This window comes from Micromonospora sp. NPDC049903, from assembly GCF_044460945.1.
In the GTDB taxonomy this organism is placed as follows: Bacteria; Actinomycetota; Actinomycetes; order Mycobacteriales; family Micromonosporaceae; genus Micromonospora.
The window spans coordinates 13709-29860 of record NZ_JBITKL010000003.1 but is presented as its reverse complement, the minus strand read 5'-3'; the positions used below and the strand labels follow the sequence as shown (position 1 = coordinate 29860).

The 16152-nt window shown below is 74.0% G+C and carries 13 protein-coding genes; 6 read left to right on the top strand and 7 right to left on the bottom strand.

What is annotated here, in order from left to right; translation table 11 throughout:
* Positions 1–82 precede the first annotated feature (82 nt).
* The 4 genes from ACIBO1_RS07930 to ACIBO1_RS07915 all read right to left on the bottom strand — a co-directional run bounded on the left by ACIBO1_RS07930 (position 83) and on the right by ACIBO1_RS07915 (position 3074).
* Positions 83–787: an endonuclease/exonuclease/phosphatase family protein gene (locus tag ACIBO1_RS07930; protein ID WP_396742532.1), complete on the bottom strand. Its 705-nt coding sequence runs from the start codon at positions 785–787 to the stop codon at positions 83–85.
* Between the two features lies 1 nt (position 788).
* Complete coding sequence (locus ACIBO1_RS07925) at positions 789–1736, bottom strand: ROK family glucokinase (RefSeq protein ID WP_396742530.1); 948 nt, start codon at positions 1734–1736, stop codon at positions 789–791.
* 68 nt (positions 1737–1804) lie between these two features.
* Positions 1805–2578, bottom strand: coding sequence for a hypothetical protein (locus tag ACIBO1_RS07920; protein ID WP_396742528.1), 774 nt, complete (start codon positions 2576–2578; stop codon positions 1805–1807).
* Positions 2579–2618: 40 nt separating this feature from the next.
* Positions 2619–3074, bottom strand: coding sequence for an SRPBCC family protein (locus ACIBO1_RS07915; protein WP_396742526.1), 456 nt, complete (start codon positions 3072–3074; stop codon positions 2619–2621).
* A 138-nt stretch (positions 3075–3212) separates the two neighbouring features.
* Here ACIBO1_RS07915 and ACIBO1_RS07910 point away from each other — a divergent pair, with 138 nt between their 5' ends.
* The 5 genes from ACIBO1_RS07910 to ACIBO1_RS07890 all read left to right on the top strand — a co-directional run bounded on the left by ACIBO1_RS07910 (position 3213) and on the right by ACIBO1_RS07890 (position 10135).
* Positions 3213–5012: an AMP-dependent synthetase/ligase gene (locus tag ACIBO1_RS07910; RefSeq protein ID WP_396742524.1), complete on the top strand. Its 1800-nt coding sequence runs from the start codon at positions 3213–3215 to the stop codon at positions 5010–5012.
* A gap of 14 nt (positions 5013–5026) precedes the next feature.
* Positions 5027–6724 carry a histidine kinase gene (locus tag ACIBO1_RS07905; RefSeq protein WP_350696273.1) on the top strand — a complete coding sequence of 566 codons (1698 nt, stop codon included), beginning with the start codon at positions 5027–5029 and terminating at the stop codon, positions 6722–6724.
* Positions 6725–6731: 7 nt separating this feature from the next.
* Complete coding sequence (locus ACIBO1_RS07900) at positions 6732–7400, top strand: response regulator transcription factor (protein WP_088972416.1); 669 nt, start codon at positions 6732–6734, stop codon at positions 7398–7400.
* Between the two features lie 190 nt (positions 7401–7590).
* Positions 7591–8400 carry an SAM-dependent methyltransferase gene (locus ACIBO1_RS07895; RefSeq protein WP_396742521.1) on the top strand — a complete coding sequence of 270 codons (810 nt, stop codon included), beginning with the start codon at positions 7591–7593 and terminating at the stop codon, positions 8398–8400.
* Between the two features lie 79 nt (positions 8401–8479).
* Entirely contained in the window at positions 8480–10135 is a 1656-nt protein-coding gene (locus tag ACIBO1_RS07890) for a putative bifunctional diguanylate cyclase/phosphodiesterase (protein ID WP_396743257.1), read from the top strand.
* Positions 10136–10253: 118 nt separating this feature from the next.
* Here the strand turns inward: ACIBO1_RS07890 and ACIBO1_RS07885 are convergent, their stop codons facing one another.
* The 3 genes from ACIBO1_RS07885 to ACIBO1_RS07875 form a co-directional block, all read right to left on the bottom strand.
* Positions 10254–11384 (bottom strand): glycosyltransferase family 4 protein, encoded by a 1131-nt coding sequence (locus ACIBO1_RS07885; protein ID WP_396742519.1) that lies wholly within the window; start codon positions 11382–11384, stop codon positions 10254–10256.
* Positions 11381–12640, bottom strand: a complete 1260-nt coding sequence (locus tag ACIBO1_RS07880) for a M48 family metallopeptidase (protein WP_396742517.1) — start codon at positions 12638–12640, stop codon at positions 11381–11383. Before ACIBO1_RS07880 ends, ACIBO1_RS07885 begins: the two co-directional genes overlap by 4 nt.
* A gap of 185 nt (positions 12641–12825) precedes the next feature.
* The gene (locus ACIBO1_RS07875; protein ID WP_396742515.1) at positions 12826–14250 is read right to left on the bottom strand and encodes an NYN domain-containing protein; all 1425 of its coding nucleotides are present in this window, start codon (positions 14248–14250) and stop codon (positions 12826–12828) included.
* A 136-nt stretch (positions 14251–14386) separates the two neighbouring features.
* Between ACIBO1_RS07875 and ACIBO1_RS07870 the strand changes: the two genes are divergently transcribed.
* The gene (locus tag ACIBO1_RS07870; RefSeq protein ID WP_396742513.1) at positions 14387–16141 is read left to right on the top strand and encodes a DEDD exonuclease domain-containing protein; all 1755 of its coding nucleotides are present in this window, start codon (positions 14387–14389) and stop codon (positions 16139–16141) included.
* The last annotated feature ends 11 nt before the right edge of the window (positions 16142–16152 follow it).

The following is a 16152-nucleotide window of genomic DNA, read 5'->3' as shown; positions in this document are numbered from 1 at the left end:
CTTCGTCTCGGCACGGGTGCCGGGTCGCGCGAAATCCTCTCCACAACGGAGCGGGATGTCCAGTCCGCCGGAGCGCCGAAGGTCAGTCGACGGCGGGAATCAGCAGGTCGACCAGGATCGGAAAATGATCGCTGGCACGGCGGGTCAGCGGGGTGTCCAGCACGTCGTAGTCGACCACGGTGATCCGGGGGTCGACGAAAAGGGCGTCGATGCGTCGCCGGGGGTTCGCGCAGGAGTAGGTGAGCCGGTCGGCGCGGTCCGCGGCCACCGCCGTGTCGGTCAGCCCCTCCGCCACGGTCCGCCAGGCCGGGTCGCCCGGCTCCTCGTTCAGGTCGGCGGCGGCGATCACGGGGTACGGCGCGGCGGCCAGGTCCCGCCGGAACAGCTCCGCCTGACCGGGCCGCTCGGTCGGATCGGTGGACAGGTGCGAGCCGGCCACGGTGAACCGGGCGGACCGGCCCACCACGCAGTCGGCGTACGCGGCGCCGCGCAGGTGCCGCCCCGGGGTGAGCGGGAACCGTTGGCAGCGCGCGCCGGTCACCCGTACCCGCAGGTCGGTCAGGACCAGGTTGCCCAGGGCGGGCAGCCCACCGGCGGTGACCACCAGACCGAACGACTCGGCCAGCGCGGCCGACTTCTCCCGCCACCGGAAGCGACGCGGGCCCTCCTGGACCACCACCACGTCCGGTGCCGTGGTGCGGACCACCTCGGCCAGCGCGGCGGTGTCGTCGCGCTGGCCGTGCACGTTGTACGACACGACGCGCAGCGGCACGCCGGGAGCGCTCATCTCAGATCCGTCGGGCGAGGTCGGCCGCGCCGATGACGCCGGCGGAGTTGCCCAGTTCGGCGGGGCGGATGTCGGCCACCGGCAACCGGCTGCGCTGCGCCAGCGCATCGGTGAACGAGCGCCGGGTCGGGCCCATCAGCAGGTCACCGGCGTCGATGACGCCACCGCCGACGACCAGGACCTGCGGGTCGAGGATCTGCGCCATGTCCGCCAGGCTGGTGCCGAGCCAGCGGCCGACCTGGGCGAACGCCTCGGCGGACACCGGGTCACCGCCCTTGGCCGCGGCCGTCACCATCGGGCCGGTGATCGCCTCGGCCTCACCGTCGGCGAGTTCCAGCAGCGCGGTGGCGCGGTGCGGCTCCTGCCGGGCGGCGGCGCGGGCGAAACGGACCAGGGCGCTGCCGCTGGCGTACTGCTCGATGCAGCCCAGCCGCCCGCAGCCGCACTGGTGGCCGTCCGGCACGGTGAGCATGTGTCCGAGTTCGGCAGCGATGCCGTTGGCACCCCGGACCAGTTCACCGCCGAGCACGATGCCGCCGCCGACACCGGTGCCGATGGTGAACATGACCATCGAGTCGTCGGCCTGCCGGGCGGCACCGTAGCGGAACTCGGCCCAGGCGGCCACGTTCCCGTCGTTCTCCACGATCACCGGCAGCCCGACGGCCGCGCTGACGTACGCGCGAAGCGGCTCGTCGCGCCAGGCCAGGTTGGGGGCGAACAGGACGGTCGAGCGGCCGGCGTCGATCCAGCCCGCCGCGCCGATGCCGACCGCCTGGATCTGGTGTCCGGAGGCGAGCTCGGTGACCAGTTCGATGATGACGTCCCGCGTCTTGCCGACGTCGTCGGCGGGGGTGTCCCGTCGGGTCTGCACGAGAACCCTGCCGGTGTCGTCGACGACACCGCCGGCCACCTTCGTGCCACCGACGTCGACTCCGATGGTCAGCGTCACCGCCGCCACTCCCCTCTGCTGTGCCGCCCCGCGCACCTGCCCTCGCCGGTGGTACGGGTCCTCCCTGGTCAGGCCCCGTCGCCTGGCTCGCCCTGCGGCCTGCCGGGCACGGCCTCCGCCTCCGCTGCGGGCTCGTCCCCCGACGCAAGCGCGCCGTCGGGCACCCGCGAGGCGGGCACCACCGGGCGGTCGCCCGGCGTGCGGCGTGCGGTCGGCCCGACCGGCCCGGCGGCGTCGACGGGCGTGGCGACCGGCGCGGCGGGGTCCTCCGCCCGGGTGGCGGCGGACCAGACGTCCCGCTCCGGTGCCGGCTGAGAATCATGCCCGGTACGGGTGGCCTCGCGCCACACGTGATCGCTGTCCGGGCTGCGCCCGGCGGGCGTGGACGGGCCGGCGGTGGACGCCGGGGGGTCGGACGGGGACCCGGCGTGGCCGGGGTCGGGCTGGGGCGGGGTGGAGGGCGGTGCGCTGGGGTCGAAGGGTGGGTCGGTCGGGGTGAAGGCCCGCAGGAAGCTGGCCAGACCGGCGGCGAGGTCGCCGGCGCCGGTGGCCAGCCGCTCGGCGAACTCCGGACTCGGATCACGCAACGCGGCGATACCTCGACAGACCGGACAGACACAGCATTCTGCGGCACCGGTGGCGAAACCGACGCCGGTCGGTTCGGCGTGACCAGCCCGGCCGCCGGGGGCGTCCTTGTGACCGAGGACACTGGTCACCATCCCACCGAGCGGGCCGAACGGCCCGGCGCCGGGATTGGCGGCGGCCAGCCTGACGCCGGCCAGCAGAGTGGCGACCAGCCGCTCCGCCTCTTCCCGGGCCGTACCCGGATCTGTCGCACCCATGTTGGGCTCCTCTACCGTGGCGACCGGGTCGCCGGACGCGTCACTGCGCCGCACCGAGTGCTTCTACCCGGCGCTTGAGCTGCTTCAACGCGGCGTCCATGATCATCTTCTCGGCCTTGCGGCGGAACATCCCGAGCATTCCGACCGCGAGGTCCACCTCCAGCGTGTACGTCACGGTGGTGCCCCCGTCGGCGTCGGCCACCAGGTCGTACGAGCCACGCTGGGACCGCTGCATCTTCGAGGGGGCCACCAGGTGCCACTCGATGTGGGACAGGTCCTCGGAGTAGCCGTACTCGAGCACGTACTCGTCGGCCATCACCCCGGCGTCGAGGACGAACCGGACTTGGCTGGCATAGCCGTCCTCGTACTCCTCGACGACCTCGGCCTGTCGCACCGCCTCGGCCCACTCGGGATAGCTCGGAAAGTCACAGATCACCGCCACCACCCGGTCCGGTGGCGCGCCGATGGTGATCGACTGGGTGGAGGAGTCCGCCATGGGGGGAGGCTACCCGTCCCGAGGCGGGCCCCGCGCCGCGCCGCCCCACCTGCGATGTGCTCGTACGCGGGTCAGACGGTAGGTTTCACTCCAGCCGCCCGGGCGGCAGATCCGGCCAGCGAGCACGAGGGAGTGCAGGTGCGCGAGTTCTCCGTCCCGCCGATCGTCACGGTCGGCGATTCCGCCAACCTCACCGACCCGGTCTGGGACAACGCCGAAGCCGCCCCCGACTCGGTCCAGTTCGTCCGGCGCGACAGCTCCGGCGGATGGGTCGACGTGACCTGCCGACAGTTCCGCGACGAGGTGGTGGCGGTGGCCCGGGGCCTGGTCGCGGCCGGGGTCCGCCCCGGTGACCGGGTCGCGCTGATGAGCCGCACGCGGTACGAGTGGACCCTGGTCGACTACGCCATCTGGGCGGCCGGCGCGGTCACCGTGCCGATCTACGAGACCTCCAGCGCCGAGCAGGCCGCCTGGATCCTGGCCGACTCCGGTGCGGTCGGCGTCGTGGTGGAGACCACCGCCCACGCCACCCTGGTGGCCGGCGTCCGCGACGACCTGCCCGACCTGGCGCACCTCTGGCAGATCGACCTCGGCGGGGTGGACGAGCTCGTCACCGCGGGCGCGGCGGTGGAACCGACCGAGATCGACCGGCGCCGCGCCGCCCTGCGCTCCTCGGACGTCGCCACCATCATCTACACCAGTGGCACCACCGGCCGACCCAAGGGCTGCGTGCTGACCCACCGCAACATGTACGCCGACATCGCCAACGCGGTCCCAGTGCTGCCGAACCTGTTCCGCCCGAACGCGTCGACGCTGCTGTTCCTGCCGCTGGCGCACTCCTTCGCCCGGCTCATCCAGATCGGCGTGGTGCACGCCCGGGTCACCATGGCGCACTGCGCCGACCCGAAGCACCTGGTCGCCGAGTTGCAGGAGGTCAAGCCGACCTTCGTGCTCTCCGTGCCCCGGGTCTTCGAGAAGGTCTACAACGGCGCGAAGCAGAAGGCCGAGGCCGCCGGCAAGGGCAAGATCTTCGCTCGGGCCGAGGCGGTCGCCATCGCCTACAGCGAGGCGCTGGAGACCTCGTCCGGACCGGGCCTGGGCCTGCGCGCCCAGCACGCGCTCTTCGACAAGCTGGTCTACGGCAAGCTGCGCGCCGCGCTGGGCGGCCGGTGCCGGGACGCGATCTCCGGCGGCGCCCCGCTCGGCGCGCGGCTGGGGCACTTCTTCCGGGGCGTCGGCGTCACCGTCTGCGAGGGGTACGGCCTGACCGAGACCTCCCCCGCCGCCTCGGCGAACCTGCCGGACTTCACCCGGATCGGCACCGTCGGTCGCCCGCTGCCCGGCGTGACCATCCGGATCGCCGACGACGGCGAGGTCCTCATCGCCGGTGACCTGATCTTCCAGGGGTACTGGCACAACGACGCGGCCACCGCCGAGGCGATCACCGCGGACGGCTGGTTCCACACCGGTGACCTCGGCTCGCTGGACGGTGACGGCTACCTGACCATCACCGGCCGGAAGAAGGAGATCATCGTGACGGCCGGCGGCAAGAACGTCGCCCCGGCCGTGCTGGAGGACCAGGTCCGGGCGCACCGTCTGGTCAGCCAGTGCCTGGTGGTCGGCGACCGGCAGCCGTTCATCGCCGCGCTGGTCACCCTCGACGAGGAGGCGCTGCCGGCCTGGCTGGAGTCGGCCGGGCTGCCGGCCGGGACCGACGTCGAGGCGCTGCGCGAGAACGAGGCGCTGCGGGCGGAGATCCAGGCCGCGGTGGACAAGGCCAACCAGTCGGTCTCGAAGGCCGAGGCGATCAAGGTGTTCCGGATCCTGCCCCGCGACTTCACCGAGGCCACCGGTGAGCTGACCCCGTCGATGAAGGTCAAGCGTCAGGTCGTCCACAAGACGTACGCGGCGGAGATCGCCGACATCTACGGCGCCTGACTACGATCCGTCACGTGCCCGCCTCGACATCGGCTCTGGCCCGCTCCCACCCGCTCGCCGCGGCGGCGCGGGTGGTCGTCCTCGCGCTGGTCGCCGTCCTCACCCTGCTCGCCACCCGCGACGTGGCGCAACTGTGGTGGATCGCCCTGCTGGCGGTCGCCGGGGTGCCCGCGCTGCTGGCGCCCCAGCACCGCCTGGTCGGGCCGCTGAGCCGGGTGGCCGAGGTGATGGTGCTCGGCCTGGCCGCGAGCCAGGTCGCCGCGGTCGCCACCGTCGGCGGCCACGTCGGCGGGCTGGGCGCCTCCGCGGTGCTGCCCTACCTCGCGGTGCCGGTCACCGTGACCGCGCTGCGGCGGCGCTTCCGCGAGGGCGCCACGCTCATCGCCGTCGTCGCCGGGACCCTGCTGGTCGCCGGGGCGCTGACCGAGGTCGGCGGGGTACGCCAGCTCAGCCAACCCGGTTACCTGGCGGTCTGCGCCCAGTGGCTGATCCTGGCCGCGCTCGGGCTCTACGCGGCCAGCACCCTGCACCGGGTGATGCAGGTCCGGCAGGAGGGCAAACCGCAGCCGTACGCCGAGGCGACCCGCCTGCTCACCCAGCTCCGGACGGTGGCCCGGCAGTTGCCCGGGGCGACCCTCGACCCGGGCGGCATCTCCGAGCACCTGCTGGAGGAGCTGCGCACGGTGGCCCGCACCGACCGGGGTGCGGTGCTCTCCGCCAGTGGCGGCGGGCGGCTGGTGGTGCTCGCGCAGATCGGGGCCGACCGGGTCGACTGGGAGACTACGCTCGACGCCGACTCGGCCATCGCCGACGCCTGGGCCAGCCAGCAGCCGCAGACCGCGGCCCGCTCGCAGTCCCGCACGCACCGGGGCAACGACGTCTCCGCGCTGATCGTGCCGCTGGTCGCCGGGCTGCGGACGGTCGGGCTGGTGGTGCTGGAGGCCGACGCCGGGCAGGCGTACCCGCCCTCGGTGGTCTCCCAGGTGACCGCGCTGACCGGCCCGGCGGCGCTGCGGCTGGAAGCGGCGCTGCTCTTCGATGAGGTGCGCTCGCTGGCCACGAACGAGGAGCGGCAGCGGCTGGCCCGGGAGATCCACGACGGGGTGGCCCAGGAACTCGTGATGGTCGGCTACGGCATCGACAACGCGCTGGCCACCGTGCACGACGACGCCGAGGAGACCGCCGACTCGCTGCGCACGCTGCGCCAGGAGGTCACCCGGGTGATCACCGAGCTGCGGCTGAGCCTGTTCGAGCTGCGCAGCGAGGTGGACCGGCACGGCGGCCTGGCCGCCGCGATCGCCGAGTACGCGCGGACCGTGGGCGCCTCCGGCGGGCTGCGGGTGCATCTGTCGCTGGACGAGTCCACCGCGCGGCTGCCCGCCGCCACCGAGGCGGAGCTGTTGCGCATCGCCCAGGAGGCGGTCACCAACGCGCGTAAGCACGCCGGAGCGTCCAATCTCTGGGTCACCTGTGAGGTGGATCCGCCGTACGCACAGATCGAAGTGTCGGATGACGGTCACGGCATAGGTGACCAGCGCTCGGACGGGCACTATGGTCTTGCGATCATGGCCGAGAGAGCGGAACGTATCCGAGGCCGGTTGGAGATCAGGCCGCGACAGCCGAGCGGGACGACCGTAGCGGTGGTGGTCGGTTCGTCACCCCGGCGCGATAACGTTCGCGGTAGCGCCGCCGCAGCAGCAGAAGGGGAGTAACCCGAGGATGACCACAAGCCCGACACCGGCCACTCGTACCAAGGTCCTCCTTGTCGACGATCACGACTTGATCCGCAAGGGCCTGCGCCACGCCTTCGAGCGTGACCGGCAGTTCGAGGTCGTCGGCGAGGCGGCGACGGCGGCCGAGGGTGTGCGGCAGGCCGGCGCGCTGCAGCCGGACGTGGTGATCATGGATCTGCGGCTCCCCGACGGCAGTGGCCTGGAGGCCACCCGCGCGCTGCGCAAGTCCAGCGCCACCATGGGCATTGTGGTGCTCACCATGTACGCGGGTGACGACCAGCTCTTCGGCGCCCTGGAGGCCGGGGCCAGCGCGTTCGTGCCGAAGACCGCGCCCGCCGACGAGGTGGTCGCCGCCGCCCGGCACGCCGCCTCCTCCCCCAGCGCCTTCACCGCCGCCGACCTGGCCGAGGCGATGAAGCGGCGGCTCGCCCCGTCCGGCCCGCAGCTCTCCCCCCGCGAGGGCCAGGTGTTGCGCCTGCTCGCCGACGGGATGAGCGTCGCCGGCATCGCCAAGCAGCTCTTCGTCAGCGAGTCCACCGCCAAGACCCACATCTCCAAGCTGTACGAGAAGCTGGGCGCGGCCAACCGGGCCCAGGCGCTGATGACCGCGCTGCGGCTCGGCCTGCTCGAGGCTCCGGACGCCCCGAAGTTCTGACCCATCCGTCGCGGCACCCGGCGGCGAGGCACGTCCTCGCCGCCGGGGCACCGCGGGTGCCCCTCGACGGGAAAACGCATCTCCGCACGTCAATCGCCATCCCGGTGATCGCGCTATGGCCTCCCGCGCCCAGGCGGGGCAGAATACCGGCCGGGGCGGTGTCGCCCCGGCTGGCGCGAAGGGGTGTGGCATGCAGCGGCCGGACTGGTCACCCGAGACGATCGACGTCGAACGACCCAGCGTCGCCCGCATGTACGACTACTATCTCGGCGGCTCGCACAACTTCGCCGCCGACCGGGCAGCGGCCCGGGCGATGATGGCACTGGTGCCGGAGGCGCCGCTGATGGCCCAGGCCAACCGCGCGTTCCTGCGCCGGGCCGTGCAATACCTCACCGCCGCCGGAGTCCGGCAGTTCCTGGACATCGGGTCGGGCATCCCGACCGTCGGCAACGTGCACGAGATCGCCCAGCGGCACGCTCCCGACTCCCGGGTGGTCTACGTCGACGTCGACCCGGTGGCGGTGGCGCACAGCCGGGAGATCCTGGCCGACACCGAGCGGGCCACCGTCGTGCAGGAGGACTTCCGCCATCCCGAGCGGATCCTCGCGCATCCCGACGTCAACGCCCTGCTGGACTTCTCCCGACCGGTCGCCGTACTGGTGGTCGCCGTGCTGCACTTCGTGCCGGACGACGACCGCCCGGCCGACGTGTTGCGGACGCTGCGCGAGGCGCTGGCGCCCGACAGCCACCTGGTGCTCTCGCAGGCCAGCGACGACGGCCGGGACGAGGCCCAGCGGGCCGAGGCCGAGGAGGTCTACCAGCGCACCGACAGCCCGCTCTGGGTGCGCAGCCGGGCCGAGCTGACCGCGTTCTTCGACGGTTTCGAGCTGGTCGAGCCCGGTGTGGTGTGGGTACCGCAGTGGCGTCCGGAGACTCCGGAGAGCGCCGAGAACGCCGAGCAGGCGGTCTTCCTGGGCGGGGTCGGGCGGCTCGGTGGTTGAGCCACCGGACGGCCGGTCCTGCGCCGGCACGTTCGCCCGCGCCTGGGCCAAGGCGGTCTCCGGGACCAGCTACCTGCCGATGCCGCACGCCCAGCTGGAGATGCTGTTGCAGCGGCTCACCGACCAACTCGCCGAGGCACTGCGGGCGGAGCCGCTCGACCTGCGGGTGGGCCACCGGGTCGCCAACGAGTTGGTCGCCGCGCACGTCGCCTCCGCCGAGGCGCTCGGCCGGACCGTGGAGGTGATCCAGCTCCGGCTGGTCCGCGATCTCGACCTGGTCGCCGACGACATCGAGGACCGGATGGCCCGGCTGCTGGCCGCGATCGCCACCGGCTACGCCCGCGCGCTGCACGACCGGACGCTGGACGAGCAGGAGTCGATCCGCCGGGCCGCGCTGACCGCCCGGGTCGACGCGGAACGGGCGTTGCGGGCCAGCGAGGCCCGGTTCCGCCACCAGGCCACCCACGATCCGCTCACCGGTCTGCCCAACCGCACGCTGTTCGCCGAACGGCTGGTCGCCGCGCTGGACGGCACGGGCGGCGCCGGACGGCGGGTCGGGCTGTGCTTCCTCGACCTGGACCGCTTCAAGCGGGTCAACGACTCGTACGGCCAGTCGATCGGCGACCGGGCGCTGGTGGCGGCGGCCCGGCGGCTGTCCCGGGCGGTGGAGCCGCACCTGGTGGCCCGGCTCGGCGGGGACGCGTTCGTGGTGCTGGTGGAGCGCTCCACCGGCACCGGTGACGTGGTCGCGGTGGCCGAGGCGGCCCTCGCCGCGCTCTCCGAGCCGGTGGTGGTCGGCGGGCACGACGTGACGGTCACCGCCAGCGTCGGGATCGTGGAACGGCGGGCCGCCGACACCTCCCCCGACGACCTGCTGCGCGCCGCCGGCAGCACGTTGCACTGGGCCAAGATGGCCGGTGGTGGCGGCTGGGCGCTGTACGACGCCGAACGCGACAGCCGCGAGCAGGCCCGTCAGGCGTTGAGCGCGGCGATCCCCGCCGGACTGGAGCGCGGCGAGTTCTACCTCGACTACCAGCCGCTGACGTCACTGCACGACGGCTCGGTGCTCGGCGTGGAGGCGCTGGTGCGCTGGCGCCACCCGGACCTGGGCGTGCTGCGGCCGGACAGCTTCATCGGGCTGGCCGAGGAGACCGGGCTGATCGTGCCGCTGGGCGCCTGGGTCCTCGCCGAGGCGTGCCGGGAGGCGGTCGGCTGGACGGCCGCCACCGGCGAACCGCCGTACGTCAGCGTCAACCTCGCGGTACGCCAGGTCCGCCGGCCCGGCCTGTTGGAGGAGGTGCGCGCCCTGCTGCGGCGCACCGGCCTGCCGCCGCACCGGCTGCAACTGGAGATCACCGAGAGCACCATGATGAGCAGCGCCGAGGAGCCGGTACGCGCCCTGCGTGCCCTGGCCGACCTGGGCGTACGCATCGCCATCGACGACTTCGGCACCGGCTACAGCAACCTGGCGTACCTGCGTGACCTGCCGGTGACGGAGTTGAAGGTGGCCGGTGAGTTCGTCCGGGGGCTGCGCTCACCGGACGACCGGGCCAACGAACGCATCCTCGCCTCACTGGTCTCGTTGGCGCACGCTCTGGACCTGACGGTGACCGCCGAGGGGGTGGAGACCGTCGGGCAGGCCGAGCGGCTGCGCGCGATCGGCTGCGACGCCGGGCAGGGCTGGCACTTCGGCCGTCCCGCCCCCGCCGAGAACATCCTCGCCCGCATCCGCTGACGCGCCACGCCCGGTCCGCCGAGGCACCGCGCCGCGTGCGCTCGGTGTCGCGCCGCGTGCGCTCAAGTGTTAGGAGGGGTCCCCTGCTATACACCAGGAGTTAGCAGGGGGCCCTTCCTTACATCGGGCCGGTGAGCAGGTCGGTCAGGCGGCGGGCCTGGGTCTCCCAACGCCACTCCTGTTCCACCCAGGCACGACCGGCCGCCCCGAACTGGCGGGCCAGGTCCCGGTCGGTGAGCAGGGTGACCAGCCGGTCGGTCAGCTCGGCGACGTCGCGACCGTCCACCACGTACCCGGTCTCCCCCTGGCGGACCGCGTCGGGCGCGCCGCCGGAGTCGCCGGCCACCACCGGCAGGCCGGCCGCCGACGCCTCCAGATAGACGATGCCGAGCCCCTCGACGTCCAGTCCCCGGTTACGGGTGCGGCAGGGCATCGCGTAGACGTCACCGGCCGCGTAGTGCGCCGGCAGCTCGGCCGCCGGGACCGAACCGGTGAAGACCACGTCCCGCTCCACCCCGGCCTGCCGGGCCAGCCGGGCCAGCGTCGCCCGGTAGGGGCCGCCACCGACCACCAGCAGCGCGGCGTCGGGCACCCGACGGCGGATCAGCGGCAGCGCCCGGATCAGCATGTCCTGCCCCTTGCGCGGCACCAGCCGGGACACGCAGACCACCACCGGCCGGTCGGAGAGCCCCAACCGGTTCCGCACGTCGCTGCCGTCGACCGCCGGGTGATAGAAGTCCACGTCCACCCCGGGAGCGAGCCGGCGCAGGTCGGTCAGACCGTCCAGCGCCCGCGCCAACCGGGTGCGGGTGTACTCGCCGAGGTACGTCACCACGTCGGTGCCCCGGCCGATGCGCCGCAGCGCGGTCCGGGCCACCGGCAGCGCCGCCCAGCCCACCTCGTGCCCGTGGGTGAGAGCGACCACCCGCCGTACCCCGGCCCGCCGCCGCAGCCCGTTGGCGAGCAGGCCGAGCGGTGCCGCCGCGCCGAACCAGATCGTGTCGCAGTCGTACGCGCGGGCCAGCCGGGCCGCCCGTCGGGCGATCAGCGGGGTGGGCAGCAGCACCTTGGTGCGTTCGCGCACCACCTCGTACGGCTGGTCGGCGTCGAACTTCTCGGCGTCGGGCCAGCTCGACGCGTAGACCACCACCGAGCCGGCGGGCTGGTGCACCGCGAGGTTGTGCACGAAGGACTGGATCCCACCCGGCCGGGGCGGGAAGTCGTTCGTGATCAACAACGTGCGGCTCATCGGCCGGCCTCTCGGGCGTAGGCGCGGGCGGCGGCGATCCGCTCCACGGTGGACGGGTGCGTGGCGGAGTAGAGGTACTCCCAGCGGGGCGGGTCCGGGTCGCCGAGGTTGACCGAGGAGATGCGGCGTTGCATCGCCTCGAACGCGGCCGGGTCGCCGGTCAGCGCCAGCGCGTGGGCGTCGGCGCGCGCCTCCAGTCGCCGTGACATCAGCGCCTGCACCGGTGTGAACACCAGTCCGGCCACCGTCACCAGGGCGAGCAGCAGCGGGAAGGCGCGGGGCTGGGCGACCGAGTCGACCCCGGCCATGCGCAGCAGCGGCGGCCAGGAGCCGATCAGATAGAGCGCCACCACGGCCGCCGCCGCGCCCAACGCGCCGGTGAGCGTGAAGATCGGTACGTCCCGGTCGCGGGCGTGGCCCAGTTCGTGCGCCACGACGGCCTTCACCTCGGCCGGGGTCGCCTCGCGCAGCAGGGTGTCGTAGACCACCACCCGCCGGGTCGGTCCGAGCCCCGAGACGTACGCGTTGACCGCGCGGGTGCGCCGGGACGCGTCGGCCACCAGCACGTCGCGCACGGGTACGCCGTCGCGGGCGGCAATGTCCATCAGCTCGGTCCGCAACGGACCCGGTTCCATCGGGCTGAACCGGTTGAACACCGGCTCGACGAGCACCGGCAGCACGAAGGAGAGCAGCACCACCAGGGTCGCCGCACCGGCCGCGCCGAACGCCCACCACCAGCGGGGCGCCAGCCGGATCACGGTGTAGAAGCCGAGCAGGGCCACCGCGCCGATCACCGCGCTGACCGCGTACGACTTGAGCAGGTCCACGGTCCAGCCACCCCACCCGTTGGTGGCCAGCCCGTAGCGGGTGAGCACGCTGTGCCGCCAGGCGGAGAAGGGCAGCGTCAGCAGGTCGGCGACGAGCACCACGGCCAGCCCGCCGACGATCGCCTGGGCGATCCAGTGCCCACCGAACGGACGCCCGCCCAGCTCGACCAGGCGGCTGCCCAGCGGGGTCAGCCCGAGCGCCAGCGCCACCAGCAGGCCGATGCCCAGCGCGGCCCAGCCGCCGGGGCGCAGTGCCGACCGGAACTCCCGGGCCCGCTCGACCTGTTCGGCGGGCAGGTCCCGCAGCGCCGCGAGCTGGTCGGCCCGGGGCGCCGGCGGGCGCTGCCACGGGATCAGCACCAGCGCGGCCAGCACCACGGCGACGCCGAGGAAGACCAGGGTGAGCAGCGCCCAGCCGCGCGGACTCACCGCGTCACCCCGCCGTCGCCACGGCCGGCACCGGGTCCGACGCCCGCCGTGCGCCTCATCTCGCCGCTCCTGTCGCCATGGGCGCTCATCCTATTGCCCGCCGCGACCGGGACCGCGCCCCCGCCGACCACACCGAGGCCGCCGGGCCCGCGCCACGCCGGGCCGGCGGCGATCACCCCGGCCGGTCAGGAGCGGGACAGCCGCCGCAGCAGCGAGTCGGCTCCCAGCGGGTACGCGCCGTGGCGGCGTACCCCGTCGGCGACCTCCCGGTCCGAGGAGACCACCACCACCGCCCGGCCGGGCGGCTCGGCGCGTACCAACCTGCGGATCAGTTCGTCGGCGGTCTCCCCCTTGCGGGAGAACAGCACCCGGACCCCGCGCGGGGTGGGCGGCAGGCCGTGCATGCGTTCGGCCCCGTCGAAGACGACGGTGACCTCGTCACCGGTCTGCGCGGCGATGCCGCCGAGCCCGGTGATCAGGCGCTTGCGCTGCTGTTCCAGGGACATCTCGCCGAAGCCGCGCTTGGTCACGTTGTAGCCGTCGACCACCAGGTGGGCCCGGGGCAGCGCGAGCAGTTGGTCCAACCGGCCCGGGTCGTCGGTGTCCTGGGCGCGGGCGGCGGCACCGGCCGGGGTGGCCGCCGACGAGTCGGCGTAGGCGTCCGCGACGAAGTCGGCCGGCAGCTTGTCGACCGGATCCAGCGCCAGTTCGCGGCGCAACCCGAGGGCGGCCTGGCCGATGGTCTCCAGCAGCAGCCACAGCCGCGCGTCGTCGACCGAACGGGCCTCCTTGGCGCTGGACCGGGCCGCCCCGGCCGCCGCCTCGGCCTCGGCCAGTCGGGCCCGGGCCCGGCGCAGCTCGGCGTCGGCGTCGGCCGCCGCGCGGGCGGCCCGACCCCGCTCGGTGGCGAGCAGTTCGGCCGCCCGGCGCTCCCGGGCCTGGGTCTCCCGGAGGGTACGGGCCAGTTGGCGGGCCTCCTCCCGGAGCTGGCCCATCTCCTCGCGGACCCGGGCCACCTCGTCACGCAGCTTGTCGGCCTCGACCCGGGCCACCGCCCGGTCGTGCTCGGCACGGGTGGCCCGTTGCTCGGCCAGGCGGACCAGTTCGGCGACCACCGCGCTGTCCGCCTCGGCCCGGACCGCCGCGCCGCTGGCGTCGATCAACTCACGCCAGCCCCGGGGGCGGGCCAGGTAGGCCAGGGCCGCCACCTCGACCGGGTCGGCGGCGGCGGGTGCGGTCCCCTCCACCACGGCGGTGCCGAGGTCACCGGCGTCGGCCAGGACCCGGGCGGTGACCCGCTGCCGGAACAGCGGATCGGCCGCGAGTTGGGCGGCGATCACGGGCGCGCCGAGTCGGGCCCGGCGGTTGGGGGCGAACTTGGCGACCCGGCGCAGCGGCACGGGCACCTCGTCGGAGGGCAGGGAGGGCAGCACGGCAGCGGTGAGCGAGACGATCCGTTGGCGGACCGGCTCCGGCAGGCTCGGCTCCGGCTCCGCCGGCTCTCCAGCGGTCGCCGCCCCGTCGGCAGAACCCGCCTCACCAGCAGCCGGCACCGCGACGACCTGCTCCTCCTGCGGGAGGTTGTCGTCGGACGGCTCGGTGAGGGGCATGTGGCAAGTCTCCCACCGCGACCGGGCCCACCGCCTGGTGAGTGAGCCGATCTCTCATCCTAGACCGGTGCTGACGCGCGGGGCCGGTGGGACGGCTGGGACCGGAGTGTCGCACCGGCCGGTTAGCGTGCCCGCGATGGCAGAACAGGAGTACCTCCAGCCGGCGCTGGCCGGGCTCGACCCGACCGTCGACGGCATCGACCCGGCGCTGCCCCTGTACGCGACGACGTTCGTGGTGGTCGACCTGGAGACCACCGGCGGCGCCCCGGACGGCGGCGGGATCACCGAGATCGGCGCGGTCAAGGTGCGCGGCGGCGAGGAGCTGGGCGTGTTGGGCACGCTGGTCAATCCCGGAGTCCCGATCCCGCCGTTCATCACCGTGCTGACCGGCATCACCCAGGCGATGCTGCTGCCGGCGCCACCGATCGAGCAGGTGCTGCCGAGCTTCCTGGAGTTCGTCTCGGACGCCGTGCTGGTGGCGCACAACGCGCCGTACGACGTCGGTTTCCTCAAGGCCGCCTGCGCCCGGCACGGCTACCGCTGGCCGAACCCCCGGGTGCTGGACACCGCCGCGCTGGCGCGTCGGGTGCTGCTGCGCGACGAGGTGCCCAACCGCAAGCTCGCCACGCTGGCCGCGTACTTCCGGGCCGGCACCCAGCCGACCCACCGGGCGCTGGACGACGCCCGGGCCACCGTGGACGTCCTGCACGGGCTCATCGGTCGGCTCGGCGGTCACCGGGTCGACACCGTCGGCGACGCCATCGAGTTCTCCCGCGCGGTCACCCCGACCCAGCGCCGCAAGCGGCACCTCGCCGAGGGCCTGCCCCGATCCCCCGGCGTCTACATCTTCCGGGCCGCCGACGACCGACCGCTCTATGTGGGGACGTCCCGGGACATCGCCACCCGGGTCCGCAGCTACTTCACCGCCGCCGAGAAACGCGCCCGGATGTCGGAGATGCTGGCCGCCGCCGAACGCGTCGAGGCGGTCGAGTGCGCGCACTCGCTGGAGGCCGAGGTCCGCGAGTTGCGGCTGATCGGCGCGCACGCGCCGCCGTACAACCGACGGTCGAAGTTCCCGGAGCGGATGGTCTGGCTGAAGCTGACCGACGGGCCGTACCCCCGGTTGTCGGTGGTCCGGGAGATCTCCCCCGGCGACCGCGCCTACCTCGGCCCGTTCACCTCGCGGCGCACCGCGGAGCTGGCCGCCGCCGGCTTCCACGACGCGGTGCCGCTGCGCCAGTGCACCCACCGCCTGTCACTGCGCACGATCACCCCCGCCTGCGCGCTGGCCGAGCTGGGTCGCTGCCCGGCGCCCTGCGAGCACCGGATCACCCCCGAGGAGTACGACGACCGCGCGGTGCAGCCGTTCGCCACCGCCACCACCGGTGACCCGCAGCCGGTGGTGGACGCCCTGCTCGCCCGGATCGAGACGCTCGCCGCCGCCCAGCGCTACGAGGAGGCCGCGACGCTGCGGTCCCGGCTGGCCGCGGTGCTGCGGGCCACCGTCCGCATGCAGCGGCTCGCCGCGCTGAGCGGGATCGCCGAGCTGGCCGCCGCCCACCCGGCCGCCGGGGGCGGCTGGGAGCTGGCGCTGGTGCGACACGGCCGGCTGGCCGGTGCCGGGGTCTCCCCGGCCGGGGTCCACCCTCGACCGACCCTGAGCGTGATCCGGGCCACCGCCGAGACGGTGTCGCCCGGTCACGGTCCGGTCCCGGCGGCCAGCCCGGAGGAGTCGGAACGGATCCTGTCCTGGTTGGAACGGCCGGAGACCCGGCTGGTCGAGATGTCGGACGGTTGGGCCTCCCCGGTGGCCGGCGCGGGCCGGTTCCGCGACCTGCTGGACAAGGCCGAGAGCGGCGCATCTCACCAACTCTGGTCCGAACGCTCATGAGCAACTGTCCG

Coding starts and splice junctions, on each gene's coding strand:
- ACIBO1_RS07930 (WP_396742532.1), bottom strand. CDS start 787: ATGAGCGCTCCCGGCGTGCCGCTGCGCGTCGTGTCGTACAACGTGCAC.
- ACIBO1_RS07920 (WP_396742528.1), bottom strand. CDS start 2,578: ATGGGTGCGACAGATCCGGGTACGGCCCGGGAAGAGGCGGAGCGGCTG.
- ACIBO1_RS07915 (WP_396742526.1), bottom strand. CDS start 3,074: ATGGCGGACTCCTCCACCCAGTCGATCACCATCGGCGCGCCACCGGAC.
- ACIBO1_RS07900 (WP_088972416.1), top strand. CDS start 6,732: ATGACCACAAGCCCGACACCGGCCACTCGTACCAAGGTCCTCCTTGTC.
- ACIBO1_RS07895 (WP_396742521.1), top strand. CDS start 7,591: ATGCAGCGGCCGGACTGGTCACCCGAGACGATCGACGTCGAACGACCC.
- ACIBO1_RS07890 (WP_396743257.1), top strand. CDS start 8,480: ATGCCGCACGCCCAGCTGGAGATGCTGTTGCAGCGGCTCACCGACCAA.
- ACIBO1_RS07885 (WP_396742519.1), bottom strand. CDS start 11,384: ATGAGCCGCACGTTGTTGATCACGAACGACTTCCCGCCCCGGCCGGGT.
- ACIBO1_RS07875 (WP_396742515.1), bottom strand. CDS start 14,250: ATGCCCCTCACCGAGCCGTCCGACGACAACCTCCCGCAGGAGGAGCAG.
- ACIBO1_RS07870 (WP_396742513.1), top strand. CDS start 14,387: ATGGCAGAACAGGAGTACCTCCAGCCGGCGCTGGCCGGGCTCGACCCG.